This is a genomic window from Streptomyces sp. NPDC005706, assembly GCF_040631045.1.
In the GTDB taxonomy this organism is placed as follows: domain Bacteria; phylum Actinomycetota; class Actinomycetes; order Streptomycetales; family Streptomycetaceae; genus Streptomyces.
The window spans coordinates 34,543-60,790 of sequence record NZ_JBEXYS010000007.1 but is presented as its reverse complement, the minus strand read 5'-3'; the positions used below and the strand labels follow the sequence as shown (position 1 = coordinate 60,790).

General features: G+C 73.3%; 29 protein-coding genes. 13 read left to right on the top strand and 16 right to left on the bottom strand.

Annotation, left to right across the window (positions count from 1 at the left end; genetic code table 11):
* Positions 1-251: 251 nt before the first annotated feature.
* The gene (locus tag ABZ478_RS15215) at positions 252-974 is read right to left on the bottom strand and encodes a DNA alkylation repair protein (protein ID WP_359549131.1); all 723 of its coding nucleotides are present in this window, start codon (positions 972-974) and stop codon (positions 252-254) included.
* 162 nt (positions 975-1,136) lie between these two features.
* On the opposite strand from ABZ478_RS15215, the gene ABZ478_RS15210 reads away from it, so the two are divergent.
* Positions 1,137-1,922 (top strand): VTT domain-containing protein, encoded by a 786-nt coding sequence (locus tag ABZ478_RS15210; protein WP_359549130.1) that lies wholly within the window; start codon positions 1,137-1,139, stop codon positions 1,920-1,922.
* Between the two features lie 16 nt (positions 1,923-1,938).
* Here the strand turns inward: ABZ478_RS15210 and ABZ478_RS15205 are convergent, their stop codons facing one another.
* Complete coding sequence (locus tag ABZ478_RS15205; protein WP_359549127.1) at positions 1,939-3,108, bottom strand: thiolase family protein; 1,170 nt, start codon at positions 3,106-3,108, stop codon at positions 1,939-1,941.
* Between the two features lie 118 nt (positions 3,109-3,226).
* On the opposite strand from ABZ478_RS15205, the gene ABZ478_RS15200 reads away from it, so the two are divergent.
* Positions 3,227-3,697, top strand: a complete 471-nt coding sequence (locus ABZ478_RS15200; protein WP_358929952.1) for a helix-turn-helix domain-containing protein — start codon at positions 3,227-3,229, stop codon at positions 3,695-3,697.
* A gap of 120 nt (positions 3,698-3,817) precedes the next feature.
* On the opposite strand, the gene ABZ478_RS15195 is transcribed toward ABZ478_RS15200, so the two are convergent.
* Together ABZ478_RS15195 and ABZ478_RS15190 are read right to left on the bottom strand one after the other, a co-directional pair.
* Positions 3,818-4,747: a PmoA family protein gene (locus ABZ478_RS15195; protein WP_359549125.1), complete on the bottom strand. Its 930-nt coding sequence runs from the start codon at positions 4,745-4,747 to the stop codon at positions 3,818-3,820.
* On the bottom strand, positions 4,744-5,901 hold the full coding sequence (locus ABZ478_RS15190; protein ID WP_359549123.1) for a Gfo/Idh/MocA family oxidoreductase: 1,158 nt from the start codon (positions 5,899-5,901) through the stop codon (positions 4,744-4,746). The genes ABZ478_RS15195 and ABZ478_RS15190 overlap by 4 nt, the downstream gene beginning before the upstream one ends.
* A 238-nt stretch (positions 5,902-6,139) precedes the next feature.
* Here ABZ478_RS15190 and ABZ478_RS15185 point away from each other — a divergent pair, with 238 nt between their 5' ends.
* The 5 genes from ABZ478_RS15185 (at position 6,140) to lnt (ending at position 10,566) form a co-directional block, all read left to right on the top strand.
* Positions 6,140-7,015: an undecaprenyl-diphosphate phosphatase gene (locus ABZ478_RS15185; RefSeq protein WP_359549120.1), complete on the top strand. Its 876-nt coding sequence runs from the start codon at positions 6,140-6,142 to the stop codon at positions 7,013-7,015.
* An 83-nt stretch (positions 7,016-7,098) separates the two neighbouring features.
* Positions 7,099-7,278, top strand: coding sequence for a hypothetical protein (locus ABZ478_RS15180; RefSeq protein WP_358929948.1), 180 nt, complete (start codon positions 7,099-7,101; stop codon positions 7,276-7,278).
* A gap of 55 nt (positions 7,279-7,333) precedes the next feature.
* On the top strand, positions 7,334-8,320 hold the full coding sequence (locus tag ABZ478_RS15175) for a phosphotransferase (RefSeq protein WP_359549118.1): 987 nt from the start codon (positions 7,334-7,336) through the stop codon (positions 8,318-8,320).
* Between the two features lie 109 nt (positions 8,321-8,429).
* The gene (locus ABZ478_RS15170) at positions 8,430-8,912 is read left to right on the top strand and encodes a nuclear transport factor 2 family protein (RefSeq protein ID WP_359549116.1); all 483 of its coding nucleotides are present in this window, start codon (positions 8,430-8,432) and stop codon (positions 8,910-8,912) included.
* 79 nt (positions 8,913-8,991) lie between these two features.
* Positions 8,992-10,566: an apolipoprotein N-acyltransferase gene (gene lnt / locus ABZ478_RS15165; protein ID WP_359549115.1), complete on the top strand. Its 1,575-nt coding sequence runs from the start codon at positions 8,992-8,994 to the stop codon at positions 10,564-10,566.
* On the opposite strand, the gene ABZ478_RS15160 is transcribed toward lnt, so the two are convergent.
* On the bottom strand, positions 10,484-11,395 hold the full coding sequence (locus ABZ478_RS15160) for a Gfo/Idh/MocA family oxidoreductase (RefSeq protein ID WP_359549112.1): 912 nt from the start codon (positions 11,393-11,395) through the stop codon (positions 10,484-10,486). The two genes, lnt and ABZ478_RS15160, sit on opposite strands and share 83 nt — an antisense overlap.
* Before the next feature lie 134 nt (positions 11,396-11,529).
* On the opposite strand from ABZ478_RS15160, the gene ABZ478_RS15155 reads away from it, so the two are divergent.
* Together ABZ478_RS15155 and ABZ478_RS15150 are read left to right on the top strand one after the other, a co-directional pair.
* Positions 11,530-12,042: a DinB family protein gene (locus ABZ478_RS15155; RefSeq protein ID WP_359549111.1), complete on the top strand. Its 513-nt coding sequence runs from the start codon at positions 11,530-11,532 to the stop codon at positions 12,040-12,042.
* A gap of 114 nt (positions 12,043-12,156) precedes the next feature.
* A complete protein-coding gene (locus ABZ478_RS15150) occupies positions 12,157-12,621 on the top strand; it encodes a hypothetical protein (protein WP_359549109.1) in 465 nt (154 codons plus the stop codon).
* A 21-nt stretch (positions 12,622-12,642) separates the two neighbouring features.
* On the opposite strand, the gene ABZ478_RS15145 is transcribed toward ABZ478_RS15150, so the two are convergent.
* The 7 genes from ABZ478_RS15145 to ABZ478_RS15115 form a co-directional block, all read right to left on the bottom strand.
* Complete coding sequence (locus ABZ478_RS15145; RefSeq protein ID WP_359549106.1) at positions 12,643-13,161, bottom strand: hypothetical protein; 519 nt, start codon at positions 13,159-13,161, stop codon at positions 12,643-12,645.
* Positions 13,162-13,278: 117 nt separating this feature from the next.
* Complete coding sequence (ung, locus tag ABZ478_RS15140) at positions 13,279-13,962, bottom strand: uracil-DNA glycosylase (protein ID WP_359549103.1); 684 nt, start codon at positions 13,960-13,962, stop codon at positions 13,279-13,281.
* An 81-nt stretch (positions 13,963-14,043) separates the two neighbouring features.
* Entirely contained in the window at positions 14,044-15,621 is a 1,578-nt protein-coding gene (locus tag ABZ478_RS15135; RefSeq protein WP_359549101.1) for an ABC transporter substrate-binding protein, read from the bottom strand.
* 201 nt (positions 15,622-15,822) lie between these two features.
* Positions 15,823-16,584: an SDR family oxidoreductase gene (locus ABZ478_RS15130; RefSeq protein ID WP_359549099.1), complete on the bottom strand. Its 762-nt coding sequence runs from the start codon at positions 16,582-16,584 to the stop codon at positions 15,823-15,825.
* Between the two features lie 21 nt (positions 16,585-16,605).
* On the bottom strand, positions 16,606-17,367 hold the full coding sequence (gene fabG, locus ABZ478_RS15125) for a 3-oxoacyl-ACP reductase FabG (RefSeq protein ID WP_359549097.1): 762 nt from the start codon (positions 17,365-17,367) through the stop codon (positions 16,606-16,608).
* Between the two features lie 149 nt (positions 17,368-17,516).
* Entirely contained in the window at positions 17,517-17,966 is a 450-nt protein-coding gene (locus tag ABZ478_RS15120) for a DUF3037 domain-containing protein (protein WP_359549095.1), read from the bottom strand.
* Complete coding sequence (locus ABZ478_RS15115) at positions 17,963-18,727, bottom strand: HipA family kinase (RefSeq protein WP_359549092.1); 765 nt, start codon at positions 18,725-18,727, stop codon at positions 17,963-17,965. The genes ABZ478_RS15120 and ABZ478_RS15115 overlap by 4 nt, the downstream gene beginning before the upstream one ends.
* 208 nt (positions 18,728-18,935) lie before the next feature.
* Here ABZ478_RS15115 and ABZ478_RS15110 point away from each other — a divergent pair, with 208 nt between their 5' ends.
* Together ABZ478_RS15110 and ABZ478_RS15105 are read left to right on the top strand one after the other, a co-directional pair.
* Positions 18,936-19,439 (top strand): Rieske (2Fe-2S) protein, encoded by a 504-nt coding sequence (locus tag ABZ478_RS15110; protein ID WP_359549091.1) that lies wholly within the window; start codon positions 18,936-18,938, stop codon positions 19,437-19,439.
* Between the two features lie 113 nt (positions 19,440-19,552).
* The gene (locus ABZ478_RS15105) at positions 19,553-20,023 is read left to right on the top strand and encodes a pyridoxamine 5'-phosphate oxidase family protein (protein WP_359549088.1); all 471 of its coding nucleotides are present in this window, start codon (positions 19,553-19,555) and stop codon (positions 20,021-20,023) included.
* 78 nt (positions 20,024-20,101) lie between these two features.
* Here the strand turns inward: ABZ478_RS15105 and ABZ478_RS15100 are convergent, their stop codons facing one another.
* The gene (locus tag ABZ478_RS15100; RefSeq protein WP_359549086.1) at positions 20,102-21,010 is read right to left on the bottom strand and encodes a LysR family transcriptional regulator; all 909 of its coding nucleotides are present in this window, start codon (positions 21,008-21,010) and stop codon (positions 20,102-20,104) included.
* Positions 21,011-21,084: 74 nt separating this feature from the next.
* Between ABZ478_RS15100 and ABZ478_RS15095 the strand changes: the two genes are divergently transcribed.
* Positions 21,085-22,017, top strand: coding sequence for a DMT family transporter (locus ABZ478_RS15095; protein ID WP_359549084.1), 933 nt, complete (start codon positions 21,085-21,087; stop codon positions 22,015-22,017).
* A gap of 30 nt (positions 22,018-22,047) precedes the next feature.
* On the opposite strand, the gene ABZ478_RS15090 is transcribed toward ABZ478_RS15095, so the two are convergent.
* Positions 22,048-23,379 carry an aminotransferase class I/II-fold pyridoxal phosphate-dependent enzyme gene (locus tag ABZ478_RS15090; protein WP_359549081.1) on the bottom strand — a complete coding sequence of 444 codons (1,332 nt, stop codon included), beginning with the start codon at positions 23,377-23,379 and terminating at the stop codon, positions 22,048-22,050.
* A gap of 35 nt (positions 23,380-23,414) precedes the next feature.
* Here ABZ478_RS15090 and ABZ478_RS15085 point away from each other — a divergent pair, with 35 nt between their 5' ends.
* Positions 23,415-24,095: a pyridoxamine 5'-phosphate oxidase family protein gene (locus ABZ478_RS15085; RefSeq protein ID WP_359549079.1), complete on the top strand. Its 681-nt coding sequence runs from the start codon at positions 23,415-23,417 to the stop codon at positions 24,093-24,095.
* Between the two features lies 1 nt (position 24,096).
* Here ABZ478_RS15085 and ABZ478_RS15080 read toward each other — a convergent pair whose 3' ends face one another.
* Positions 24,097-25,047: an EamA family transporter gene (locus ABZ478_RS15080; protein ID WP_359549077.1), complete on the bottom strand. Its 951-nt coding sequence runs from the start codon at positions 25,045-25,047 to the stop codon at positions 24,097-24,099.
* Between the two features lie 191 nt (positions 25,048-25,238).
* Positions 25,239-26,246, bottom strand: coding sequence for an EamA family transporter (locus ABZ478_RS15075; protein ID WP_359549075.1), 1,008 nt, complete (start codon positions 26,244-26,246; stop codon positions 25,239-25,241).
* Between the last annotated feature and the right edge of the window lie 2 nt (positions 26,247-26,248).

Sequence of the window (26,248 nt, the reverse complement as noted above, 5' to 3'; positions counted from 1 at the left end):
CCTGCGGGGTCCGCCGGTCGATCCGGAGAGGGTCAGCTTCGGGCGCCGTCGGCAGCGGCCACGAGGAGCGGGACGGCAGCCTTCGGCGCATCCGCGACGGCGGATGCTGCGAGGAGGAAGGCGTACCGGAACATGACGACGATCATCGCCGACGGTTCGTCCGGCGTCGAATGGTTTTCCGTGCCGCGCGAACCTCGCCGCCGTCAGGGCGCGATGTCCTTCGGGGCACGATGTCTCGCGAGGCCAGGTCGTCAGGGCCCGATGTTCCTCAGCGCCTCACGGACCGTCAGCGGGGCGAACCGGCCCCGCTCCCGCGCCAGGAAGTCCCGTACCGCCCCGGGGTCGGTCTTGGCGTACTCGCGCAGTGCCCAGCCGATGGCCTTGCGGACGAAGAAGTCGGGATGCCCGGACTGCAGCAGGCAGTGGGCGAACAGCCGGACGGCGTCGGTGCGCTCCTTGTACCGGAGCTGGTGCAGCAGGGCCGTGCGCACCACCCAGAGGTCGGCGTCGGCGATCCAGTCGTCCATGTCGGCGGTGAGCGCCGGGTCGGCCGCGACCAGGGCGCCGACGAGGTGCGCGGCGAGCGCGTCGACGGTGTCCCACCACGGGACGGTGGTGACCAGGTGCCGGGCCACCGGCAGGAACGCGGAGGAGCAGCGGGCCGCGTGCCGGCGCAGGTAGTCCACCGCGAAGTAGTGGTACTCGCGCTGGGGCAGCCGCCAGCAGCGCAGGGCGATCGCGGCGCAGTCGGACTCGTCGGGACGGGGGGTGCCGGCCAGGACGGTGCGCGACAGCGCGCGGCGGTCCGGGGTGGGAATGCCGAGGAAGGGCGCCACGTCCTTCATGTACGCCCGCATCGCCGCCGCCCGCTCCGGGTCGGCCGCGGCGGCGTAGGTGGCGGTCAGCCGCTCCAGCACGGCGTCGGCCAGGGCGCTGCGCGGCACGTGCGGCGGGGCGGGCGGGGCTGCGGTCATGGGCCGAACGATACGGCGGTCGCCGCGGCCGGGACGGGGCGGTGGCGACGGCGGGCGGGGGCGCGGCGCGTCGTGCGTGGCGGGTTGCGCCACCCGGCTGTCCCGCCGCCGGTGAGACGGACCATACGGCGATCACATGTGTCCGTCGGTTAGTGTCGCCGGATGCTCGATGCCACCAACCGCTCTGGGGGCACCGCCACGGTCTCTCCCCGGGCCGCCGCCACGGAGCTCGCCGTCCCCGCGGTCGCAGCCGTACCGTCCCTGTCCCGCACGGGGTTCGCCGTCCGTTGCACCCGCGCGGCGCTGTCGCCGTACGCCCGTCTGTCCCTGCTGCTCGTGCTGCTCGCGGGCGCCGCGGCGGGGGTGCTGGCGTTCGAGCCGCAGCGGCTCCTGACGCACGGCTGGCCGCCGCACCTCGGCGGGGCGGCGGCAGCCGTGGTGTTCGCGGCGGCGTACGGGCTGTGCACGGTGGCGTTCGTGCCGCGGCCGCTGCTGAACCTCGCGGCGGGGGCGCTGTTCGGCTCCGGGCTGGGGGTGACGACGGCGCTGGCGGGCACGGTGCTCGGGGCCGGGCTGGCCTTCGGGCTCGGCCGGCTGCTCGGGCAGGAGGCGCTGCGGCCGCTGTTGCGGGGGCGCTGGCTGAAGGCCGCCGACGGGCAGCTCAGCCGGCACGGATTCCGGTCCATGATGGTGGCCCGGCTCTTCCCGGGCGTGCCGTTCTGGGCGGCGAACTACTGTGCCGCCGTCTCCCGTATGGGCTGGCTGCCGTTCCTGCTGGCGACGGCGCTCGGCTCGATCCCGAACACCGCCGCCTACGCGGTGGCCGGCGCCCGTGCCTCGGCGCCGACCTCCCCGGCCTTCCTGATCGCGATGGCCTGCATCGCCTTCCCGGCGCTGGTGGGCACGGTGGTGGCCTGGCGCAAGCGCCACCAGCTGCGCGCCGGCTGAGCCGACGCGGGGGCCGTCAGACGGCCTCCAGGATCATGGCGTTGGCGAGTCCGCCCGCCTCGCACATGGTCTGCAGGGCGTAGCGGGCGCCGCGCTCGCGCATGGCGTGGACCAGCGTCGTGGTGAGCCGGGTGCCGCTCGCGCCGAGCGGGTGGCCGAGGGCGATGGCGCCGCCGTGCACGTTGACCCGGGCGAGATCGGCGCCCGTCTCCTGCTGCCAGGCCAGGACCACGCTGGAGAAGGCCTCGTTGACCTCGAAGAGGTCGATGTCGTCCAGGCCGAGCCCCGCGCGGCGCAGCACCTTCTCGGTCGCCGGGACGACCCCGGTGAGCATCAGCAGCGGGTCGGAGCCGGTGACGGCGAAGCTGTGCAGCCGGGCGAGCGGGCGCAGGCCGAGGCGGGCGGCGGTCTCACTGGAGGTGATCAGCACGGCCGAGGCGCCGTCGTTGACGGGGCTCGCGTTGCCCGCGGTGACGTTCCACTCGATCTGCGGGAAGCGCTCGGCGAAGGCGGCGTCGTAGTAGGCGGGCTTGAGACCGGCGAGGATCTCCGGGGTGCTGCCGGGCCGTACGCACTCGTCGCGGGCGACGCCGTCCAGGGGCGCCACCTCGGCGTCGAACAGGCCGGCCTGCCACGCGGCGGCGGCCCTGTGGTGCGAGGAGACCGCGAACTCGTCCATCCGCGCGCGCGTGAGGGACCACTTGGCGGCGATGAGTTCGGCGCTGATGCCCTGCGGGACCAGGCCCTCCGGAAAGCGCTCGGCGACACCCGGCCCGAACGGGTCCTTGCCGGCCGGCACGTTGGACCACATCGGCACCCGGCTCATCGACTCCACGCCGCAGGCGACGGCGAGGTCGTACGCGCCCGAGATGACGCCCTGCGCGGCGAAGTGCACGGCCTGCTGGGAGGAACCGCACTGGCGGTCCACCGTGGTCGCGGGGACCGTCTCGGGCAGGCCGGCCGCGAGGACGGCGTACCGCGTGGTGTTCATGGCCTGCTCGCCGACCTGGTCGACGGTGCCGCCGATGACGTCGTCGATCAGGGCCGGGTCGACGCCTGAGCGCTCTACCAGGGTGCGCAGGGTGTGGGCGAGGAGCTGGACCGGGTGGACGTGGGCGAGGGAGCCGTTCGGCCTGCCCTTGCCGATGGGGGTGCGTACGGCTTCGACGATGACTGCGTCGCGCATGGTGCGGGCCTCCCGCGATGGCTGAGCGTTCGCACGCTCGACTACTGGTGAGTAGGAATTTCCAACTCACCATAGCTCGGCACGTTGGAAAATCAAACCCTCACCTAGACTGGGCCGCATGGCCGCCACGAAGGATCCGCGCCCCTGTTCCATCGCCGACGCCCTCGCGCTGGTCGGCGAGAAGTACTCGCTGCTCGTGCTGCGGGAGGTGTGCCTGGGCAACGGCCGCTTCGACCAACTGGTGCGCAACATCGGCGCGCCGCGCGACATCCTCGCCACCCGGCTGCGCCGGCTCGTGGACGCCGGGATCCTCACCAAGCGCGTCTACAGCGAGCGCCCGCAACGCTTCGAGTACCGGCCGACCCGGGCGGGGCTGGAGCTTGAACCGGTCCTGATGACCCTGAAGGAGTGGGGCGACCGCCATCTGCGCGACGGCGTCGACCTCCCCATGGTCGTCGAGCACAGCTGCGGCAGCGAACTGGTCCCCCAGGTGACGTGCCGGGCCTGCGGCGACCCGGTCCGGCATGAGGACCTGACGGCCCACCCGCAGTCCCCCGGCTGGACGGTCGCCGGACCGGTCACCGTGTGAGACACCCGGACCGGGCGGCGGCCGGGGCGCCCGGAGCGCCTGCCGGGTTCCGCCGGCGGGCCGGTCGTGGCCGCCGCGCGCCGGCGGCCACGCCCGGCAGACCCGTGAACTCCCCGGCGCTCACCACGGATGCGCCTCCAGATACCGGGCCACGTCCTCCCGGTCCCAGGCGCCGTCGGCCACGACGACCCGGTAGCGGCGCCGCAGCGTGGCGCCGGGGGCGAGTTCCAGCTCGTCGAAGAAGGCCCAGGACGGGGCGACCGCGGCGAACGGCTCGGCACGAACGAACCAGTGGGCCGGATGGCCGCCCCGGGCACCCACGTGGTCGTTCTCGGGGGCGTGCGCGAAGACGAGGGTCGCGTGGCCGTCCCTGCCGTCGTGCTCCCCGGAGAAGGCGAGCCAGGGCGCCTTCGTGCCCATCAGCTCCGTCCCCTCCCCCTCGGGCCCGAGGATCCGGCCGCCGCGGAAGGACCTCGGCCCGCGCCAGAACAGCCCCGTGTAGCCCGCCAGTTCACGCCCGGCGGTCGTCGGGCTGCCGAGGCGCAGCGGCTCGGCGCGCCGGTTGGTGACCGCGCTGGTCCAGGTCAGCGCCCAGGTACCCGCCCGGGGGTCGACGTCGTGGACCTCGATCCGGCGCTCCTCGGCCGCCCACACCTCACCGTCGTACGGGTGCCAGGTCAGCCGCTCGGCGATGACCGCGCGGCCGTCGGCGGCGCGGACCCCGTCGAAGCCGGCGTGCCGCATCGAGCCGACCCGCTCGGGGAGTTCGAGGTACCCCTGGCCGTGCACATAGGTGTTGCCGCCCCAGAGGTTGGCGCCGGACAGGTGCGAGGCGGTCAGCGACAGGCCCTTGTGCCAGCGGTGGTCGTTCGGCCGGTAGTCCGTGACCACGGCTCCGGCGAGGGTCCGGACCGGGTGCAGATACGGCTTGGGCGCCTCCCAGGCCGCCTCGGGGCGGTAGACGTAGGCGAACAGCTCGACGCCGGTGGCCGGTTCGCTCACCGTGATCCGGTCGCCGTGGGTGTGGACCAGTCGCAGGGCGCCGCTCACGCCGGGACCTCCTCGGCCGTCGCGGGGGCCCAGCCGGGCGCGCCGCCGTGCAGGGCCGTGTAGTAGGGGTCGCCCGGCCCGATGTCGCCCGCCCGTACGGTCGTGCCGGTGAACGCCGACTTGTACAGCGCGGTGATCAGCTCCAGGCTGGTGCGCCCGCCGGGCCCGCTGCTGCGCGGCCGTCGCCCCGCGCGCATCGCCGCCACGAGTTCGCGCAACTGGGGCAGGTGCGAGCTCGGCACGTCGGCACCGAAGTCCCGCCAGGCGGCGGCCTGCGCGGCGGGCACGTCCGGGGCCGGGGTGATGCGCCAGTCGTCGTTGGCGTGCCCGTAGAGGTGGGTCAGTTCCACGGTGGCCCGCTCGCAGTCGACACGGATGCGGCTGGCCTCGTCGGGGCTCAGCACACTGTTGACGACGGTCGCGAGCGCCCCGCCCGCGAAACGGACCAGCGCGGTGGAGACGTCCTCGGTCTCCACGTCGTGCACCAGCCGGCCCGCCATGGCGTGCACCTCGCTCCACGGGCCGAGCAGGTCCAGCAGCAGGTCCATCTGGTGGATGCCGTGCCCCATGGCGGGACCGCCGCCCTCGGTGTGCCAGCGGCCCCGCCAGGGCACGGCATAGTAGGCGCTGTCCCGGTACCAGGTGGTCTGGCAGTGGGCGACCAGCGGGCGCCCCATCGCCCGTCCGGCGATCAGCCGCCGCACGTGCTCCGCCCCGGAGCCGGAGCGCTGCTGGAAGACGATGGCCGCGTACGGGCCGCCGTCGGCGCCCTCCTCCGCCTCGATCGCGTCGAAGTCCGCCAGTGAGGGCACGGGCGGCTTCTCGCACCACACCCAGGCCCCCGCGCGCAGCGCGGCCACCGTCTGCGCGCGGTGCAGCGTCGGCGGGGTGCAGATGGTGACCAGGTCGGGCCGCCGCTCGGCCAGCATCAGGTCGAGGTCGGTGTAGGCGTGCGGGATCCGGGCGCCGGCGCAGAACGCCGCCACGGAGTCCGCGTCGATGTCGATGGCGGCGACCACCTCCGTCTCGCCCTCCTCGGCGAGGCGGGCCAGGGCGGGCAGATGGGAGCCGCGCGCGATGGCGCCGGTGCCGACGACGGCGGTCCGCAGGGGGCGGCCGGTGAACGGGGCTGTCGGGCGAGAAGAGCGGGGCATGGGCGGGTTCGGCACTCCTCGGTACGGCGGCGGACACGGCGGGTTCCGGGCGCCTCGCACAGACCGCAGCAAGCGCTTTCTCCCCTGCCGCAACGTAAGCGGCGGCGCCCTGGCGGGTCAACACCCGGTTCCGGGACGCCTGCCGAGCCCCTGTGCCCTGCCGGTCACCGGCGCCCGCTACGCTGCCCTCGTCACATGATCACCACGTACCCCCTCAGCACTTGGACGCCTCACCTCCATGTCTTGGTTTGAATCCCTCGTCCTCGGACTCGTCCAGGGGCTGACCGAGTTCCTCCCCGTCTCCTCCAGCGCGCACCTGCGGCTGACCGCGGCCTTCTCGGGCTGGGAGGACCCGGGGGCGGCCTTCACGGCGATCACCCAGATCGGCACGGAGGCGGCGGTACTGATCTACTTCCGCAAGGACATCGGCCGGATCATCTCCGCCTGGTTCCGGTCGCTGTCCGACAAGTCGATGCGGCGGGACCACGACGCCCAGATGGGCTGGCTGGTGATCGTCGGCTCGATCCCGATCGGCCTGCTCGGCGTGACACTGAAGGACCAGATCGAGGGGCCGTTCCGCGATCTGCGGATCACCGCGACGATGCTCATCGTCGTCGGCGTGGTCATAGGCATAGCCGACCGGCTGGCGGCCCGTGACGAGCAGGGCGGCCGGCACCGCGCGCCCAAGCAGCGCAAGACGTTGGAGAACCTGGGCGTCAGGGACGGCCTGATCTTCGGCCTCTGCCAGGCCTGCGCCCTCATCCCCGGTGTCTCCCGTTCCGGCGCCACCATCAGCGGCGGCCTGTTCATGGGCTACCGGCGTGAGGCCGCGGCCCGTTACTCATTCCTGCTGGCCATCCCTGCGGTGCTGGCGTCCGGCGTGTTCGAGGTGAAGGACTCGGTGGGCGGCGGCGAAGTGGCCTGGGGCCCCACCCTGTTCGCGACGGTGATCGCCTTCGCGTCGGGATACGCGGTGATCGCCTGGTTCATGAAGTGGATTTCCAGCAAGAGCTTCATGCCGTTCGTCTGGTACCGGATCGCCCTCGGCATCGTCATCATCGCGCTGGTGACGGCGGGTGCACTGAGCCCGCACGCGGCCGAATCCGCGAGCTGAGCACACCGGGCACCGGCCAACCTCCGCGGCATGAGTAGCCGTTCGGTAGCGCAGCGTCAGTGTTTGCCCCTAGGCTGGGCCGCATGTCCCCCGATTTCATGCCCCGTGGTTCCGTGCGCTCCGCCGCCGAGCTGAACGAGCGGATCCGGGCGCTCTGGCTGCGCGCGGGCGGCACCCTGTCGCCTCAGGAACGCGCGGAGTACGAGCTGTTGGTGGTCGAGTGGGCCCAGGCCGTCCGCGGCCGCGTCATCGAGGCCGCCTGAGGCGACGGCCCGGGACCGGGAGGGGCGCCGCCGCCGACCCCGGTATGTTCTGCGGATGCGAAGGCTCACGGAGATCGAGGACCTGTCGGGGCTGGTGCGTGAGGCGCTCGGGCCGGGCTCCCGCGCGGTCTCGGTGGAGCGGTTGCGCGGCGGCAGCAAGAAGGGCGTGTACCGGGTCCGGGTCGACGGCGCCCCGGTGACCCGGGTGATCGTCTACAGCTGGGCCGAGGCGGAGAACTTCTGGCCGGGACAGGCCCGTGCCGACCCGGGCGACCCGTTCGCCCCGGCCTCGGGCCTGGTCCCGTTCCTGGCCGCCCGGCGCGCTCTGGACGACTTGGGCGTACGGGTTCCGCGGGTGCTGCTGGCGGACGGCGGACGACGCCTGCACCCGGCGGACGTGGCCGTGGTCGAGGACGTCTCCGAGGACACCCTCGAAAGGCTCTTCGAGGCCGACCCCGCCCGCGCGGCGGCCGCCCTGGACGACCTGGCCGCGGCGACGGACACCATGCACCGGCACCGCGCCCCACGGTACGGCCGGCTGGACCTGCCGCGGGAGGACGGCACCGCGAGCGGGGTCTCCTGCGAGCGGCTGGTCCTCGACCGCGCCCTGGCCGACCTGGCGGAGGCCTCGGGCCGCGATCGCCGGATCGCCGCGGAGGCGGACCGCCTGCGCGACCGTCTCCACCACCTGGCCGCACGGGTGGCGCCGCGCGCCGAGTACGGGCTGATCCACGGAGAGCTGGGCCCCGACCACGTCCTGGTGGACGCCGACGGCCGCGCGGTGCTGATCGACATCGAGGGCGTCATGCACTTCGACGTCGAGTGGGAGCACGTCTTCCTCCGGCTCCGCTTCGGCGACCGCTACCCCGTGCTGTCCCGCCCCGGCCTCGACCCCCGGCGGATGGACCTCTACGCCCTCGCGATGCGCCTCTCGCTGGTCGCGGGCCCGCTGCGGCTGCTCGACGGCGACTTCCCCGACCGGGCCGCCATGGCGGGGATCGCCGAGCATAACCTGACCGCGGCCCTGGCGCTCCTGCACTGAGCGCCGCGTCCGCCGGGCCGCTCCCAGGTGCGCCTCTCGACCATATGTGCGCACCCTCAATATCGTCCGCGCACTTGGCACCCGGCCTCCCTTGGCCAACACTGTGCCGATGACGCAGCGTGTGGAGCTCGCGACCGTGATGGACCGGCTGGCCGTGGACGAGACGGTCACCGAGTACGCGGTGGCCGTGGACGACGGGGACTGGACCGCCTACCAGGGGCTGTTCACGGCGGACGGGCGGGCCGACTACCGCTCCGCCGGCGGCATCGAGGGCGAGGCCGGCCGGGTGGCCGGGTGGCTCGCCGAGAGCCTGGAGTCGTTCGGGACGCGCCAGCATCTGATCGTCAACCGCCGGGTGCGGTTCGGGATCCACGAGCACGACACCGGGGACACCGCCCGGGTGCGGGCCGACTACGTCAACCCGATGCGCCTCACCGGCGACGGCGGCTCGGGCGGCCCCGACCTGGTGTGCGGCGGCCGGTACGAGTTCGGGCTGCTGCGCACGCCGGACGGCTGGCGGCTGAGCCGGGTCGTCGCGCACGAGAAGTGGCGCCGGACGCCCGTGCCCGGCCCGGCGGCCGTTCCCGGCTGAGCCGCGGGCCCCGGCGCGCCCTGTCGGAGATCGCTTCCGGCGCGCACACTGGAGGCAGTGCTGGGTAGGGAGACTCCTTATGAGGACGATCGACCACTGGCTCACCTCCCCCTGGCGGCGCTCCGGCGTCGCCGCCCTGGCGGGCGCCGTACCCGTGTTCGCGTTCCCGGCGCCCGCGCTGTGGTGGTTCGCGTACGTGGCCCTGGTGCCCTGGATCCTGCTGGCGCGCTCCGCGCCGACCGCGCGGCGGGCGGCGTACGACGGCTGGTGCGGCGGCTTCGGGTTCATGGTGGCCGTGCACCACTGGCTGCTGCCGAGCCTGCACGTCTTCATCTTCCTGATAGCCGGACTGCTGGGCGTGCTCTGGGCACCCTGGGGCTGGCTGATCCGCCGCTTCCTCGGCGGCGTCGCGTCACCGCGCCGGGGCGCGGTCGCGCTGCTGGTGCTGCCCTCGGCATGGCTGGCGGTGGAGCTGGTCCGCTCCTGGCAGGGCCTCGGCGGCCCCTGGGGGATGCTCGGCTCCAGCCAGTGGCAGGTGGGGCCGGCGCTGCGACTGGCGTCGGTGGGCGGGGTGTGGCTGCTCAGCTTCCTGGTGGTGGCCGTCAACGTGGCGGTGGCGGTACTGGTGTCGGTGCGCGAGTCGCGGATGCCGGCGGTGGCCTCCCTGGTCGCCACCGCCGCCGCCACGTCGGCCGCCTGGGCATGGGCGCCCCGCCCGGACGTCGACGGCGGGACGCGGATCGCCGTCGTCCAGCCGGGCGTCGTCGGCGGGACGGACAGCGCCGACCGGCGCTTCGACCGGGAGGAGCAACTGACCAGGCGACTCGCCGGGCAGGGCGTCGACCTGATCGTGTGGGGCGAGAGCAGCGTCGGCTTCGATCTGGACGACCGGCCCGACCTGGCCCGGCGGATCGCCGCGCTGTCCCGGCGGACCGGCGCCGACCTGCTGGTCAACGTGGACGCACGCCGCTCCGACCGGCCCGGTATCTACAAGAGCTCCGTCCTCGTCGGCGCGCACGGCCCGACGGGTCAGCGCTACGACAAGATGCGGCTCATCCCCTTCGGCGAGTACATACCGGCCCGCTCCGTGCTGGGCTGGGCCACCTCGGTGGGCAGGGCCGCCGGTGAGGACCGGCGGCGCGGCACCGAGCAGGTCGTGATGAACGTCGGGCACGGCCTGCGGGTCGGCCCGCTGGTGTGCTTCGAGACGGCGTTCCCCGACATGAGCCGGCGGCTCGCCGGGGACGGCGCGGACGTGCTGCTCGGCCAGTCCTCCACGTCGTCCTTCCAGGGCAGCTGGGCCCCGGAGCAGCACGCCTCGCTGGCCGCGCTCCGGGCCGCCGAGACCGGCCGCCCGATGGTGCACTCGACCCTGACCGGTGTCTCCGCGGTCTACGGCCCGGCCGGGCAGCGCCTCGGCCCGTGGCTCGGCACCGGCGCGAGCACCGCCCAGGTCTACGAGATACCGCTGGCCCACGGGGTCACCCCGTACGCCCGCTACGGCGACTGGCCGGTGCACGGCGCGCTGCTGGTGCTGGCCGCGCTGTGCGTGGGTGAGGGTGTCCGGGCGCTCAGGCTCCGGCGGACCGGTCCGGAACCGCTCGTACCACGCGCTCGCACAGCTCATGGGTCGCCAGTGCGTCACGGGCGCTGAGCACCTTCCGGGCGCGCACCGCGTCGAGGAAGGCGAGCACCGCCTGCTCGATCCCGCGCTGCCGGGCCACCGGCACCCAGTCGCCGCGCCGGCGCACCGTCGGCTGCCCCTTGTGGTCGATCACCTCGGCCAGGTTGAGCACCTGGCGCTTGGTGTCCTGCCCGGAGACCTCGAGGATCTCCTCGGCCGAGCCGCTGAGCCGGTTCATCACGCCGAGCGCGGTGAAGCCGTCCCCGGCGAGCTGGAGCACCACGTGGTGGAGCAGCCCGCCCTCGACGCGGGCGCGCACGGTCACGTCGTCGACCACGCCCGGCACCAGGAAACGCAGTGTGTCGACGACATGGATGAAGTCGTCGAGGATCAGCGAGCGCGGCTCCTCGGGCAGCCCGATCCGGTTCTTCTGCATGAGGATCAGCTCGCGCGGATGGTCCAGGCACTGCGCGTACGCCGGGGCGTGGCGGCGGTTGAAGCCGACGGAGAGCGAGACGTTCCGGCGCTCGGCGAGCGCCACCAGCCGCTCGGAGTCGGCGAGTTCGTAGGCGAGCGGCTTGTCCACGTAGGTGGGCACGCCCGCCTCCAGCAGCCGGGTGACGATGTCCGGGTGGACGGCGGTCGGCGCGTGCACGAAGGCCGCGTCCGGGCCGGCCGCGAGCAGGGAGTCCAGGGTGGTGTGCCGCTGCCCGGCAGGCAGGTGGAGCGAGTCGGCGACACGGGTGAGGGTGGCGGCCGTCCGGGTCTGCAGGTGCAGTTCGACGCCCGGCCGGGTGCCCAGCACCGGCAGGTACGCCTTCTGCGCGATGTCCCCGAGTCCGATGCAGCCGACCTTCACGTGCTCTCCCCTACCGGTTGCCTGCGGATGCCCTGCCGGAAGCATACGGGGGCGGCCCGCGCCCCTCCGGCGCGAGCGCTCCGGGGCCGGAAATTCCCTGGTGGCGAAGGCCGCCGTCGGGTGAGGATGCGGGAATGACCGATGAACGCCGGGAACCCGCGACCGACGCCGACGAACGCACCATGCTGGAGGGCTGGCTCGACTACCACCGGAAGACCCTGGCATGGAAGTGCGAGGGTCTGACCGACGCGCAGTTGCGGACGGCTTCGGTGCCGCCGTCCACGCTGTCCCTGATGGGGCTGGTGCGGCACATGGCGGAAGTGGAGCGGTCCTGGTTCCGCAGGGTCCTCGCGGACGAGGACGCGAAGCCGCTCCACTACAGCGACGCGGACCCGGACGGCGAGTTCCGGCTCACCGAGGCGGACACCTGGGCCGAGGCCTACGCCACCTGGCAGGCCGAGATCGACGCGGCCCGCCGTCACGCCGCCGGCTTCGCCCTGGACGACCCGTCCCGGGCCAGGCACCGGCACACCGGTGAGCGGCACAGCCTCCGCTGGATCTACACCCACATGATCGAGGAGTACGCCCGGCACAACGGCCACGCCGACCTGGTCCGCGAGCGGATCGACGGCGCCACCGGCGACTGAGCGTCACCCTGGGGACGCCGGGGCCCTCCGTACGGGGCACGAGATCACCCGTGCGGGGCATCAACCCCCCGTACGCGGTGTCAACTCGGCGGCCGAACCAGCAGAGTTGCACGGGTGCATCGAACGACGACCACCGCAGCGCTTCTGGTCACCGTGGCCGTCTCGGCCCTCTCCGGCTGTGTCACGGTACAGCGCCAGGCGACCCCCGGCCCCCCGTCGGACACCGTGTCCTCGCAGCGGACGGGGCCCCGCCCGGACGGCAGTGCCGTGCCACGGGTGGTGCAGGCACCGGCGCGGGAGGCGCTGGAGATGGTCGGCCCGTCCCGGCGGCCGCGGCACGGCGAGCCGGCCGCCCCGCGCCGGACGCCCGCGGCACCGCCGGTCACGCACCGCCCGGCCGCCCCGCCCGCACCCGCCGCTCCGCACCGGGAGCGCCCACGGCAGCGGGGCGGCGGCCTGCCGGGCGCGGCGCAGCCGGTGCCGCAGGCCCCGGACCTGTGCGCCCTGGGCAGGCAGTACGGCGGCTGGCACGGCGGCAGTCCCGAGTCGGAGATCTGCGAGCAGGCCTACGGTCACTGATCCCTGCGGTCATCGGGCCGGCTAGCCGGTGGGCCGCTGCCGCGGCGGTCCCCAGGAGTCGCCCGGGGTGCCCTCGTCCCCCAGCCGAAGCTCCAGGCGGCTGATCGCCGCCCGCACCCCGTCGCCGTAGCCGTCGTCGGACAGCGAGCCGGCGGTGCGGCGGGCCCGGCCCAGATGGCTGCGGGCGGCCTCGCCGCGGCCCAGTCTGGCGTAGTCAGCGGCCAGGTTGAGGTGGAGCGAGGGCAGGAAGGCAAGGACGCTGACCGGGTCACCGGCGCCCCGGCCGTCCGTCAGCTCCTCGGCCGCGGACAACGCCCGCAGGTCCCAGGCCAGCTCGTCGGCCGGATCGTCCTGGGTGTCGGCCAGGTAGTGGGCCAGGGTGCAGCGGTGCAGCGGGGCGCCGTCCTCGCCGATCTCCGCCCACAGCAGGAGGAGGCGACGTCGGGCCTCCTCACGGTCGCCGCCGTGATGCAGCATCACGACCTGCCCGATCCGCGTCAGCACGGCGTCCGGCGCCGCCTGCTCCTGTCGCTCCGCCACCGCGTCCTCCGGCCGTCGTCGGCTGTCGGGTCACCGTCCGCACCGACGCTAACCGCAGGCACCGGAGATCCGGGGCAGGCGGCCCCGTACGACACGGGGCCGCGCGAGCCGATCGGGTCAGCCCAGGTCGGGGATCCGCCAGTCGACGGGCTCGTGCCCCTGACCGGCCACGGCCTCGTTGATCTGAGTGAAGGGGCGGGAGCCGAAGAACTTCTTCGCGGACAGCGGCGAGGGGTGCGCGCCCTTCACCACCACGTGGCGGGTCTCGTCGATCAGCGGGAGCTTCTTCTGCGCGTAGTTGCCCCACAGCACGAAGACCGCCGGGTCGGGACGGGAGGCCACGGCGCGGATCACCGCGTCCGTGAACTTCTCCCAGCCCTTGCCCTTGTGCGAGTTCGCCTCCCCGGCCCGGACCGTGAGCACCGCGTTGAGCAGCAGCACGCCCTGTTCGGCCCAGGGCATCAGATAGCCGTTGTCCGGGACGGGCAGGCCCAGCTCCTCCTTCATCTCCTTGTAGACGTTCCGCAGGGAGGGCGGGGTCTTCACACCGGGACGGACCGAGAAGCACAGACCGTGGCCCTGGCCCTCGCCGTGGTACGGGTCCTGGCCGAGGACCAGGACCTTGACCCTGTCGTACGGCGTCGCGGCCAGCGCGGCGAAGACCTCCTCGCGCGGCGGGTAGACGGGACCCCTCGCCCGCTCGTCCTCGACGAACTCGGTCAGCTCCTTGAAGTAGGGCTGCTGCAGTTCGTCGCCCAGAACCCCGCGCCAGGACTCGGGCAGCATGGCGATGTCGGTCACGTCAACGTCCTCACGATGTGCGGTCACTTCAGGTTTCAGAAACCTACAGGCGACCACTGACAGCCGGGTGCTGGAGGACCGTCACCAGCTCGTCTTGCGGTGCAGCTCCCACATCATCATGATCGTCGACGGGTCGAGGGCGCGCTCGCCGCCCGAGATGTCGTCGTTCGCCGCGACGTACTGCCGGCCCTGCCACAGCGGGATCAGCCGGGCGTCGTTCACCATGAGCTGCTGGGCGGCCTCCAGGTCCTTGACCACCTTGCCGCGGTCGCTCTCGGCACGCGAGCGGGGCAGCAGCACATTGGTGATCTGCTTGGACGGGTAGGGCGTCCCCAGGGCGTTGTGCTCGCCGACGAACGGGGCGATGAAGTTGTCCGCGTCGGGGAAGTCCGGGAACCAGCCGCGGCCGAACACCGGGTACTCACCCTTCTGGTAGCCGACCACATAGGTCTTCCAGGGTCGGCTCTTGAGGGTGACGCTGAACAGCCCGGAGGCGTCGAGCTGCCGCTTCAGCTCCTGGAACATCACGGCCGTCTCGGAGCCGTAGCGGTCGGTGGTGTACCAGAGGGTGAGCGGGACGCGCTGGGTGATGCCCGCGTCAGTGAGGATCCTGCGGGCCTTGGACACGCTCGGGTCGCCGAAGTCGTCGAAGTAGCTGGTGGCGTGGCCGGTCAGGCCCGCCGGGACCATCGAGTACAGCGGGACGACGGTGTCCTTGTAGACCTTGTGCGCGATCGCGCCCCGGTCGACGACCTGGGCGACGGCCTTGCGCACGGCGGGCTGCTTGGTCCACGAGTCCTTGGGGTTGAACACCAGGTAGCTGATGTCCGTGCCGGTGCCGTCCACCAGTTGCAGGTCGGAGGTGCCGGCCCGCTGCAGGGTGAGGATGTCGTCGGCGGCGAGGCCTCGGTAGGTGACGTCGATCTGCTTGTCGCGCAGCGCCTTCACCATGGTGGCCGAGTCCTGGTAGTACCGGATGGTCACCGCGCTGTTCTGCCGCTTGGCGAAGCCCTGGTAGTGGTCGTTGCGCGCCAGGACGGCCTGCTTGCCCTCCTCGTAGGACTGCAGCGTGTACGGCCCGGAGCCGAAGACCTTGTTGTCCTTGCGCAGCGAGTTCGCCGGGTAGTCGTCGGGGTCGACGATGGACATGGCCGGGGTGGCGAGCACGAACGGGAAGGTGGCGTCGGACTGGTTGAGGCGGAAGACCACCTCGTTGTCGCCGACGGCCTCCACGCTGTCCAGGCTGCCGAGCAGTCCGGCGGGGCCGCCGGGCGCGTCGATGGTGCGGATGCGGTTGATGGAGTGCTGGACGGCCTCCGCGTTCAGCGGGTCGCCGTCGGCGAACTTCATGTCCGGGCGCAGCTTGCAGCGGTAGGTGCGGCTGTCGGTCCCGGTGAAGGAGCAGCTCTGCGCGGCGTCCGGCTGGGGCGTGGTGGCGCCGTTCGGGTAGGCCAGGAGCGTCTGGTAGATGTTCCGGTAGAGCTCCCAGGAGCCGTCCCAGGCGCCGGCCGGATCCAGGGTGCTGGGCGCGCTGGTGGTCCCGACGACGATCGGGCCCTTGCCGTCGGAATCCCCGTCCGAGAACAGGCCGCAGCCGGCCACCAGGGATATGGACGCGATCGCCGCGACTCTCCGCAGGAATCGGTTCCGGTTGAACACGCGCACGCTCCTCGATCTGCCATACCAAGGGTCGGCAGACCATACCGCAGCGTCCGGCCCCGTGAACCTCCCCTGGAGCAGGCCTTCTTGATCGATTGCGCGATGACTACGTTGTCAATCCGCTGTGCGCGTTTTGTACGGCGTTTCGGGCGCCGTTCCGCTGGGAAACGGCGCCCGAAAAAGACGGCCGGACGGTACCGGTCAGCCCACGCCGGCGTTGAGGAAGATGCCGCCGTCCACGACGAGCGTCTGACCGGTGACCCAGTCGGACTGCCCGGAGGTGAGGAAGGCCGCGGCCCCGCCGATGTCGGAGGGCACTCCGAGCCGGCCGAGCGGATAGGAGGCGGCCGCCTCGGCCTCGCGGCCCTCGTAGAGCGCCTCGGCGAACTTGGTCTTCACGACGGCCGGGGCGATCGCGTTGACCCGCACGCGGGGCGCGAACTCGTGCGCCAGCTGCTGGGTCAGGTTGATCATCGCGGCCTTGCTGACGCCGTAGGCGCCGATGAACGGCGAGGGCGCGAGCCCCGCGACCGAGGCGATGTTGACGATCGCGCCGCCGTTGTCCTTCTGCCAGGCGTGCCAGGTCTTCTGGGCGAAGCCGAGCGCCGAGATCACGTTGGTCTCGAACACCTTGCGGGCGACGTCCAGGTCGAGGTCGGCGATGGGCCCGAAGACGGGGTTGGTGCCGGCGTTGTTGACCAGGAAGTCGACGCGGCCGAAGGCCTCCATGGTCCGCTCGACGGCCTCCGCCTGGTGGCCGAGGTCGTGGGCCTTGCCGGCGACGCCGATGACCCGGTCGGCGCCGAGCCGTTCGACGGCCTCCTTCAGGGCGTCCTCGTTCCGCCCGGTGATGCACACGCGGTCGCCGCGGGCGACGAGCGCCTCGGCGACGCCGTAACCGATGCCGCGGCTGGCGCCGGTGACGAGGGCGGTCTTGCCGGAGAGCTCCGGGAGTTCAGTCATGTCCGTGATTCCCCAGACTTCCTAGTCGAGCGGTCCGCCTGCGACGTACAGCACCTGGCCGGAGACGAAGCCGGCCGCCTCGCCGGTGAAGAAGGCGATGGCGTTGGCGATGTCCTCGGGCTCGCCCACGCGCTGGACCGGGATCTGGGTGGCGGCGGCGCTCTTGAAGTCGTCGAAGCCCATGCCGACCCGGTCGGCGGTGGCCTTGGTCATCTCGGTGGCGATGAAGCCGGGGGCGACGGCGTTGGCGGTGATGCCGAACTTGCCCAGCTCGATGGCGAGGGTCTTGGTGAAGCCCTGCAGACCCGCCTTGGCGGCCGAGTAGTTGGCCTGGCCGCGGTTGCCCAGCGCGGAGGACGAGGACAGGTTGACGACCCGGCCGAAGCCCGCGTCGACCATGTGCTTCTGGACCGCCTTGGTCATCAGGAATGAGCCGCGCAGGTGCACGTTCAGGACGGTGTCCCAGTCGGAGACACTCATCTTGAACAGCAGGTTGTCGCGGAGCACGCCGGCGTTGTTGACCAGGATGGTCGGGGCGCCCAGCTCCTCGGCGACCCGGGCGACGGCGGCCTCGACCTGCGCCTCGTCGGAGACGTCCGCGCCGACCGCGATCGCCCGGCCGCCTGCCGCGGTGATCTTCTCGACGGTGTCCTTGCAGGCGGCCTCGTCGAGGTCGATCACGGCGACCGCGCGACCCTCGGCGGCCAGCCGTACGGCGGTGGCGGCGCCGATGCCGCGTGCCGCGCCGGTGACTACCGCGACCCGCTGTTCAGTGGTGGACATTGCTGCTTCTCCTCGCCCTTGAGAGAACCCTGTGCCCGCTCCTGGCGGAGCCGGCAGGTGCGGTGAGCGACCGCTTAGTACCTTCAGCACCCGCGACGCTAGAAGCCCTGGCACCCGGTGTCAACGGGACACCGGGCCGGTGTGATCCATTACCTCACCAGGAGGCCCAGCAGACGCTCGGTCTCGGCCGCCGGATCGGTGGTGAGCCCGGTGTGCACGGGCCCCGGCTGCACGACGGTGGAGCGGGGCGCGATCAGCCAGCGGAAGCGCCGCCCGGCGTCGTCGCGGGCCGCCTGCCCGGCCTCCTCACCGCCGGCGCAGACCCGTTCGACGGCGCCGAGCGCGGCCCGCACTCCCGCCACGTCCGCCCCGGGGTCCAGGGCGAGCAGCCGGGCCTCGTCCAGGTGGGTGAGGGCGCCGACATAGTCCTGGGCGCGGCAGTAGACCACCACGCCGGCGTTGACGCACTCGCCGCGCTCGACGCGCGGGACGACCCGCAGCAGGGCGTACTCGAACACGTCCCGGTCACCGCCCTGGCCCGCCCGGGTGATGTGGCGCTCGGTCACATGGCCGGCCATGTGGATGTGACGCTCGCTCACTTGCCCTCCTCGATACCGGTGATGCGCTCGGCGATGACGGCCGCCCGGGCGAGCAGCGGCCGCGCGTAGGCGTCCCTGAGTTCGTCCGGGGTGGCGAAGCCCGGCTCGTCGGCCAGCCAGGCGTCGGGGATCTCGGCGGTGACCTCGGCGAGGAGGTCCCCGGTGACCCTGGGTGCCAGTTCGGCCGCGGCGGCCGTGACGTCCGGCGCGAAGCGGGCGAGGGCGTGGTCGGCGGCGTCGTACGGACGGGCCGCGGAGGCCTCGACGGAGGGCCAGTTGTGGTGCCAGATCATCGTGGCGCCGTGGTCGATGAGCCACAGTTCGCCGCGGTGCATCAGCAGGTTGGGGTTGCGCCAGGACCGGTCGACGTTGTTGATCAGCGCGTCGAACCAGACGATCCGCCCGGCCTCGGCGCGGCTCACCGGGAAGGCGAGCGGGTCGTAACCGAGGGCGCCGGAGAGGAAGTCCATGCCGAGGTTGGTGCCGCCGCTGGACCTGAGCAGGTCCTGCACCTGCTGCTCGGGCTCGCCCAGGCCCAGTACGGGGTCCAGCCGGACCGTCACCAGCCGGGGCATCCGGAAGCCGAGCCGGCGGGCGAGTTCACCGCACACCACTTCCGCGACCAGGGTCTTGCGGCCCTGTCCGGCACCGGTGAACTTCATGACGTACATACCGAAGTCGTCGGCCTCGACGAGTCCCGGCAGCGAGCCGCCCTCACGCAAAGGGGTGATGTAGCGGGTGGCGGTGACTTCCTTGAGCATCGCCCCAGGCTACTGGGGCGGGGGCCCGTCCGGCCGACGGGCGGGCGGCCGGTGCGCGGCGGTGTTCCCGGTTTCCGGCCGGCGGCCGTGGTTTCATGCCCGCCAGACCTCCGGAGGGCAAGGATCCGGTCGCCCCTCTGAACAGGCGGCGGCCGGGGACCGTACCCCTGGACGGATCACGAGACGCTCCGCGGAAGGGAACCACGTCATGACCAGCGCATCGTTCAAGCCCGAAACGGGACCGGCCCGCCGTACCGTCGTGGCGGCGGCCGGAGCGGCCGGGCTCGCCGCCGCGCTGACCGCCTGCGGTTCGGGCGACGACTCCTCGGACACCGTCGACACCGGGTCCGGGACCGCGGGCACGACCGGGTCCACCGGCTCGTCGCAGGACGGGGGTTCCGCGGGCTCCGGCGACTCGGCCGGTGGCGCGGCCCTGGCCCGGACCTCGGACATCCCGGAGGGCGGCGGCAAGATCTTCAAGGACCGGGGTGTGGTGGTCACCCAGCCGGCGGCGGGCACCTACAAGGCGTTCTCCGCCAAGTGCACCCACCAGGGCTGCGCCGTGTCCAGCATCTCGGGCGGCGCGATCGTCTGCCCGTGTCACAACAGCCACTTCTCCGTGGAGGACGGCAGCGTGAAGCAGGGACCCGCGACCCAGCCGCTGGCCGCCCGGAAGATCACCGTCTCGGGTGACGAGATCAAGCTGGCCTGAGGCGGGGGCGGACGAGGCAGGCGGACCCGTCCTGTTCCCTTTCCCGGTGCGATCTCGGAGGATCACGCCAGGGGCGGGTTCCGCCGGTTCGACGTGGGAGAAGAGGGGGCCGTATGACCGTGACGCAGCAGCGTCGGGGCCGGAAGATCATGATGACGCCCGGGGAGCTGGACGACTTCCTGACCAGCCGGCGCACCTGCCGGGTCGCGACCGTCTCGGCGGACGGCACACCGCACGTCAGCGCGCTGTGGTTCGCCTGGGACGGGACCTCGCTGTGGCTGTACTCCGTGGTGCGCAGCAGGCGCTGGGCGCAGTTGAGCCGCGATCCCCGGGTGGCGGTCGTGGTCGACTCGGGCGAGGAGTACGACCAGTTGCGCGGGGCCGAGCTGTCCGGGCGGGTGGAGTTCGTGGGCGAGGTACCCCGGACCGGGGAACTGCGCGCCGAACTCGACACGCCGGAAACGGTGTTCGCGCGCAAGTACTTCGGCCTGGACGAGATGCCGCACGACGGCCGGCACGCCTGGGCCCGGCTGACCCCGGACAAGATCGTCTCCTGGGACTTCCGCAAGCTCGGCGGTCTGTGAGGTCCGGAACCCGGCAGGACATGGGGGCGCCGGGACGGACCCAGGGTCTTTCGTTCGGCCTGGTCCGAAAGCGAGGCCCTAGACCTCGCTCACCCGCTCGGCCGCCGCCCGCAGCGCCTCGACCGCGGCGCGGATCGAGGGGCGGCGGTCGGCGTCCGCGCGCCAGACGACGTAGACGTGCCGCCGCACCCGCTGACTGAGCGGGATCATGACGACGCCCGGCGGCACCGGGTGCCGGCCCAGCAGCGGCGCGATGCACACGCCGAGCCCGGCGGCGACCAGCCCGAGCTGGGTGTGGGTCTCGCCGGCGCGGTGCCCGACGATCGGCTCGATGCCCTTGGAGCGCAGGGTGAACATCAGCCACTCGTGGCAGAACTCGCCTTCGCCCCAGGTGATCCACTCGTCCTCCGCGAACTCGGCGAGGTCCACCTCGTCCCGGTCCGCGAGCGGATGCCCGGCCGGCATGGCGACATCTGCCGGATCGTCCAGCAGAGGCGCCTTGACCAGGCCGTCGGGCACAGGCATCGGCTTGTTGTACCAGTCGAGGACCACGGCCAGGTCGAGGTCGCCGCGCACGACGGCGGCGATGCCGTGCTCCGGCTCCAGTTCACTGGAGCGCACCCTCAGGCCCGGGTGCCGGCCGCGCAGGTCGGCGAGCGCGGCGGGGAACAGGCCGCGGGCCGCGGTCGGGAACGCCGAGACACGCAGCTCGCCGGCGACCTGGCCGCGGTGCGCCTCGAGATCGGCCTGGGCGAGTTCGACCTGGGACAGGATGCGGGCCGCGTGCTCCGACAGCAGCCGCCCGGCGTCCGTGAGGCGGACACCCCGGCCGTTCTTCGCCAGCAGCCGCTGCCCGGCCTCCCGCTCCAGCTTGCGGAGCTGCTGGGAGACCGCGGACGTCGTGACGTGCAGGGCGTCGGCGGCGGCGCTGACCGAACCGTGCCGGGCGAGGGCGTCCAGGGTGCGCAGGCGCTCCAGGTTCAACATGTAAGGGATTCTAAGAGGTACCCGGTGAAAATTCTCGATTGTGCTACGAGGTTGGGTACCGCATCGTTGACGCCATGAGCACGGTCACCTCACCCCGGACGCAGTCCCCCGAAACTCCCGCCCCGCCCCGCGCCCGCCTCGACTGGCGGCTGCGCTTCGGCGCCCTCTCGCTGATCTGGGGCTTCAGCTTCCTGCTGATCAAGGTGGGCACGGACGGCTACGCGCCGTTCCAGGTCACCCTCGGCCGGCTGGTCTTCGGTACGGCGGTGCTGGCGGCGGCGATGGCCGTGAAGCGGGAGCGGCTGCCGCGCGGGGCCCGGCTGTGGGGTCACATGGCGGTCGCCGCGTTCTTCCTGAACGCCCTGCCGTTCTCCCTCTTCGCGTACTCGGAGCTGACCATCCCCTCCACGCTGGCCGGCATCTGCAACGCCACCTCGCCGCTGTGGGGCATGGCCCTGTCGATGGTCGCGCTCTCCGAGGACCGGCCCACCCGGGTGCGCGTCGCGGGGCTCGGCCTCGGCTTCCTCGGTGTACTGACGGTGCTGGGCGCCTGGCAGGGCTTCCACGGGCTGGACGCGACGGGTACGGCGATGGCGCTGCTCGCCTCGCTGAGCTACCCGATCGGCTGGATCTACGTCCGTCGCACCCTGGCCGGGACCGGCAACTCGCATCTGTCCATGACGGGGGCCCAGCTCCTGCTGGCGACGGTGCAACTGGCCGTCGTGACCCCGCTGTTCACCCCGTTCCCGGACCACTTCCCGGTGGTCCCGCTGCTGGCCGTGGCCGCGCTGGGCGCTCTGGGCACGGGGCTGGCGGTGCTCATCCAGTACGGCCTCGTCGCCGAGGTCGGGCCCACCACGGCGCAGATGGTCACGTACTTCATCCCGGTCATCGCCACGGCGGCGGGCGTGGCGATCCTCGGGGAGTCGCTGCGCTGGACCACTCCGGTCGGTGCGGTGGTCGTGCTCGCCGGGGCCGCGCTCACCCAGGTCAGGCCCAGGGCCTGAGCCGCCGCCACCCGGCCCCCGGCGCGGTCCTCAGCCGTAGGAGCGGGCCGGGGAAGGGCGTACCGCCGCCGCGACCGCCGCCGCCAGCGGGACGATGTCCCGCTGGGCGAGGGCCGAGACCGTGACGCGGATGCCCGGCGGCGAGCCCAGCCGGAACCGCGCGCCCGGGGTGACCGCCCAGCCCGCGTGCAGCAGACGGGCCACCACGCCCGTCTCGTCGGGGACCGGCACCCAGACGTTCATGCCGCTGCGGCCGTGCGCCGCCACCCCGCGCGCGGCCAGCGCCTCGACGAGGGCCTCCCGGCGGGCGCCGTACGAGGCCGCCACCTCGCGGGGGTCCACCGCGCCGCCGCGCCACAGTTCGACCACGGCCCGCTGCACGAGCAGGCTCACCCAGCCGGGGCCCAGCCGCTGGCGCCCGCGCACCCGGTCGACGGTGACGGCGTCCCCGGTGAAAACCGCGAGCCGCAGGTCCGGCCCCCAGGCCTTCGCGACGGAGCGGACGAAGGCCCAGTGGCGGGTGGCACCGGCCAGCGGACGCAGTGGCACATCCACGATGCCGTGGCCGTGGTCGTCCTCGATCAGCAGGGTCGCGGGGTGGTCCCGGAGGACCGCGCGCAGCGCACGCGCGCGCGTAGCGGTCAGCGCGGCGCCGGTCGGGTTCTGCGCCCGGTCGGTGACGATCAGCGCCCGCGCCCCGGACTCCAGCGCGCCGCGGACGTCGCCGGGAAGCGGCCCCTCGTCGTCGACGCCGACGGGGACCGTCCGCAGGCCGAGCGCCGGCACCAGGTCCAGCACGCTGCCCCAGCCGGGGTCCTCCACCGCCACCCGGTCGCCCGGCTTGAGGTGGGCCGCTAGCACTCGTTCTATGACGTCCAGGGAACCGGAGGCCACGGCCACGGGGCCGTCCGGCACCCCGTCGGCGTCCAGGGCGGCGCGGGCCAGCCGGGCCAGCTCCGGCTCCACCGGATCGTGCCCGTAGAGGACCGGCTCCCGGTCGCCGTGCGCGGCGGCCGCCGCGAATGCGGCCGCAAGGCGGGGCAGCAGCGCGGGGTCCGGGTTGCCGTCGGCCGCGTCCCGCACGCCCGCCGGCACCTCCACCCGGATCTGCTCGCGTCCCGTCGTGGCCGGCTTGGGGCGTACCCGGCTGCCGCGCCGACCGGCGGTCTCGATCACCCCGCGTTCGCGCAGGGTGCGGTAGGCGGCCGCGACCGTGTTCGGGTTCACCCCGAGCCGGGTCGCCAAGTCCCGCATGGGCGGCAGATGCCGGCCGGGCTCCAGCTCCCCGGCGCCCACCGCCCGCTCGACACTGGCCGCGATCTCCGCTGCGCCCCGGCCCTGGATCGGATACTCTCCTAGCACAAAACCAAGTATGCACTAGTGCAATGGAGACCGCCATGCAGGGGACCCGGGAAGCCTCGTCGCCGTCCGTCGCGTACACGCCGACCGACCGGACCGTGCCCACGCGTTCCGCGAACCGGGCGTCGTACGACCGGGACGTGGTGCACGCGATACTCGACGAGGGCTACGTCTGCCACCTCGGCTTCGTCCGCGACGGCGCGCCGGTGGTGCTGCCGACCCTGTACGGCCGGGTCGGCGAACGGCTGTACGTCCACGGGTCCACCGGTTCGCGCCCGCTGCGGATGACCGGCGAGGCGGATCCCGGCCTCGAGGTGTGCCTGACGGTCACCCACGTCGACGGGCTGGTCCTGGCCCGCTCCGCCTTCCACCACTCGATGAACTACCGCTCGGTGGTGGTGCACGGCACCGCCCACGAGGTCACCGACCCCGAGGAGCGGCGGCTGGCCCTGGACGCGCTGGTGGACCAGGTCGTACCGGGCCGGGCCGCCGACTCCCGGCCCGCGAACAAGAAGGAGCTGGCCGCCACCGCGGTCATCCGCCTCGACCTCGACGAGGTCTCCGCGAAGATCCGCACCGGCGGGGCCAACGACGAGCCCGAGGACCTGTCCTTGCCGCACTGGGCCGGGGTAGTGCCGCTCCGCAAGGGCTACGAGGCCCCCGTCCCCAACCCGGACCTGGCCCCCGGCATCGGGCTCCCGGACTATCTGACGCAGTGAGCTAGGAGGTCAGGGGGACCGGTTCGCGGCGACCGGCCTCGCGGGCCTCGCCCAGTGCCAGGCCCGCGACGGCGCCGAGCATCAGCAGCGTGCCGGCCAGGGTGGCCGCCGTGAGGTGCTCGCCGAGGAGTGCCACGGCGAGCACGGCCGCGGTCACCGGCTCCAGCAGCATGATCACGGAGACGGTGGCGGACCGGACGACGGCGGCGCCCGCGAAGTACAGGGCGTAGGCGAGGGCGGTGGGCACGGACGCGATGTACGCGATCAGGACCAGCAGCCGCACCGGGTGTCCGGTGTGCGGGAACAGCCCCTCACCCAGGGCGAACGGCAGCAGGCACAGGGTGGTGACGGCGAAGGCGCCGATGGTGGTGCCGGAGGCGTCGGCGGCGCCGTCGCGCCCCCAGCGGCGGGTCAGCAGCGTCATGCCGCTGTAGCCCGCCGCCGACGCCAGCGCGTACAGCACACCGAGCGGCCGGACGGTCGCGGCGGAGCCGCCGAGGGTGAGCACGGCCAGCCCGGTGAGCGCTCCGGCGACGGCGAGGGCGCCGCCCGCGCCGAGGCGCTCCCCCAGGGTGAGCCGGGCGCCGAGCGCGATCAGCACCGGGCCCGCGCCCAGGGTGACCACCGTGGCCACGGCGAGCCCGGTCGACCCCACGGCGGCGAAGTAGGCGGTCTGGAACACGGCCAGCCCGATGCCGGTGGCGGCGGCCTTCGCGGCCCTGCGGCGCAGCGGTTCGGGCGCGGCCGCCCGGGTGCGGCCGCGCAGCAGCCGGCCGGCCAGCAGCAGTACGAGTCCGACGGCGCAGCGCCAGAAGGAGAGGGTGAAGGCACCCATCTCGCTGGTCCGGTAGACCAGCGAGGCGACGGCGCCCGCGGTGCCCCAGGTGGCACCGGTGACGATCAGATAGAGCAGGCCACGCCCGACGGGCAGGCCCGAGACAGGGTTCGACACGAGGATTCTCTCCGCAGAAGCGCACCGGAGTGCGGAAGTTCGGAAGGCGGCCCGGCTCAGCGGGGCGCGCGGACTTCGTCTGCGGGCAGCACCGTCCCGCCCGGCGCTGCGCGCCGGGCGTGCGTTCCGGAGGCCCGCCTCAGGCGGCGGGCGGCGAAAGGACGAGCGCGTAGGACGTCATGACCAGCACTCTAGGCAGCCGTTCCGCGTGCCGACAACTCCCGTTCCGCGCCACCGCCCGCGGCCACCGGCTCCCCCGCGCCCTTCGCGGGGGCGGAGGACTGGGCGATGTACGCGCCGAGGAGGACCACCGCTCCGCCGATGATCTGCGGCGCGGACAGGTGCTCGCCGAGCAGCACCCAGGCCAGCACCGTCGCGATGACCGCTTCGAGGCACGCGACGACCCCTGCGACCTGCGGGGACAGCCGGCGCACGGACAGCACGCCGGTGATGTACGCGACGACCGTGGCCACGAGGACGATCCAGGCCAGCAGGGCGACGGCCGGGACGGTGGTGCCGTTCATCCGCGCGGAGCCGGTCAGCACCGACCAGTCCATCGTCCACGGGCGGGCCACGGCGGTCAGCACGAGGGCGCCGACGAGCAGGCCGTAGGCGATGACGCCGAGCGGGTCCGGCGCCTGCTCGCCCGCCTCGCTGCCCTGGTCGGACAGGACGAAGTAGCCGACCTGGCAGCATGCGGCGCCGAGCGCGAGCAGCAGGCCGAACGCGTCGAAGCTCAGCCCGGACCACACCTCGACCACGCAGGCGAGACCGCCGGCCGCGAGGACCACACCGAGTGCGGCGGCGCGGGTCACCGGCCGCCGCTGCACGAGCCGGACCCAGCCGAGCACGAGGGCGGGGGCCAGGTACTCGACGAGCAGCGCCACGCCGACCGGGATGCGGGAGAGCGCGGCGAAGTAGCAGGCCTGGACGCCGGCCACGGCCAGCAGCCCGAACCCGGCGAGCAGCGCGGGACGGCGGAGCGGCAGCGTGCGGTGCCGCACGGCGAGCGGCAGCATGACCACGGCGGCGCCCGCCACCCGTAGCCACACCACGTGGAGCGGGTCGAGCCCCGCCTCGATCAGCGGCTTCGCCGCGACTCCGGACCCGCCGAAGGCCAGCGCGGAAAGGAGCGCGAGACCCAGCCCGACGCCCTTGCCGTGGCTGCCCCGGCTGCTTGCAGATATAGGCACCGGCACAT

What these genes read in the sequence shown, in the direction of transcription:
- ABZ478_RS15215 (WP_359549131.1), bottom strand. Translation starts at nt 974, where the DNA reads ATGACCGCAGCCCCGCCCGCCCCGCCGCACGTGCCGCGCAGCGCCCTG.
- ABZ478_RS15210 (WP_359549130.1), top strand. Translation starts at nt 1,137, where the DNA reads ATGCTCGATGCCACCAACCGCTCTGGGGGCACCGCCACGGTCTCTCCC.
- ABZ478_RS15205 (WP_359549127.1), bottom strand. Translation starts at nt 3,108, where the DNA reads ATGCGCGACGCAGTCATCGTCGAAGCCGTACGCACCCCCATCGGCAAG.
- ABZ478_RS15200 (WP_358929952.1), top strand. Translation starts at nt 3,227, where the DNA reads ATGGCCGCCACGAAGGATCCGCGCCCCTGTTCCATCGCCGACGCCCTC.
- ABZ478_RS15190 (WP_359549123.1), bottom strand. Translation starts at nt 5,901, where the DNA reads ATGCCCCGCTCTTCTCGCCCGACAGCCCCGTTCACCGGCCGCCCCCTG.
- ABZ478_RS15185 (WP_359549120.1), top strand. Translation starts at nt 6,140, where the DNA reads ATGTCTTGGTTTGAATCCCTCGTCCTCGGACTCGTCCAGGGGCTGACC.
- ABZ478_RS15180 (WP_358929948.1), top strand. Translation starts at nt 7,099, where the DNA reads ATGTCCCCCGATTTCATGCCCCGTGGTTCCGTGCGCTCCGCCGCCGAG.
- ABZ478_RS15175 (WP_359549118.1), top strand. Translation starts at nt 7,334, where the DNA reads ATGCGAAGGCTCACGGAGATCGAGGACCTGTCGGGGCTGGTGCGTGAG.
- ABZ478_RS15170 (WP_359549116.1), top strand. Translation starts at nt 8,430, where the DNA reads ATGACGCAGCGTGTGGAGCTCGCGACCGTGATGGACCGGCTGGCCGTG.
- lnt (WP_359549115.1), top strand. Translation starts at nt 8,992, where the DNA reads ATGAGGACGATCGACCACTGGCTCACCTCCCCCTGGCGGCGCTCCGGC.
- ABZ478_RS15155 (WP_359549111.1), top strand. Translation starts at nt 11,530, where the DNA reads ATGACCGATGAACGCCGGGAACCCGCGACCGACGCCGACGAACGCACC.
- ABZ478_RS15130 (WP_359549099.1), bottom strand. Translation starts at nt 16,584, where the DNA reads ATGACTGAACTCCCGGAGCTCTCCGGCAAGACCGCCCTCGTCACCGGC.
- fabG (WP_359549097.1), bottom strand. Translation starts at nt 17,367, where the DNA reads ATGTCCACCACTGAACAGCGGGTCGCGGTAGTCACCGGCGCGGCACGC.
- ABZ478_RS15115 (WP_359549092.1), bottom strand. Translation starts at nt 18,727, where the DNA reads ATGCTCAAGGAAGTCACCGCCACCCGCTACATCACCCCTTTGCGTGAG.
- ABZ478_RS15110 (WP_359549091.1), top strand. Translation starts at nt 18,936, where the DNA reads ATGACCAGCGCATCGTTCAAGCCCGAAACGGGACCGGCCCGCCGTACC.
- ABZ478_RS15105 (WP_359549088.1), top strand. Translation starts at nt 19,553, where the DNA reads ATGACCGTGACGCAGCAGCGTCGGGGCCGGAAGATCATGATGACGCCC.
- ABZ478_RS15100 (WP_359549086.1), bottom strand. Translation starts at nt 21,010, where the DNA reads ATGTTGAACCTGGAGCGCCTGCGCACCCTGGACGCCCTCGCCCGGCAC.
- ABZ478_RS15095 (WP_359549084.1), top strand. Translation starts at nt 21,085, where the DNA reads ATGAGCACGGTCACCTCACCCCGGACGCAGTCCCCCGAAACTCCCGCC.
- ABZ478_RS15085 (WP_359549079.1), top strand. Translation starts at nt 23,415, where the DNA reads ATGCAGGGGACCCGGGAAGCCTCGTCGCCGTCCGTCGCGTACACGCCG.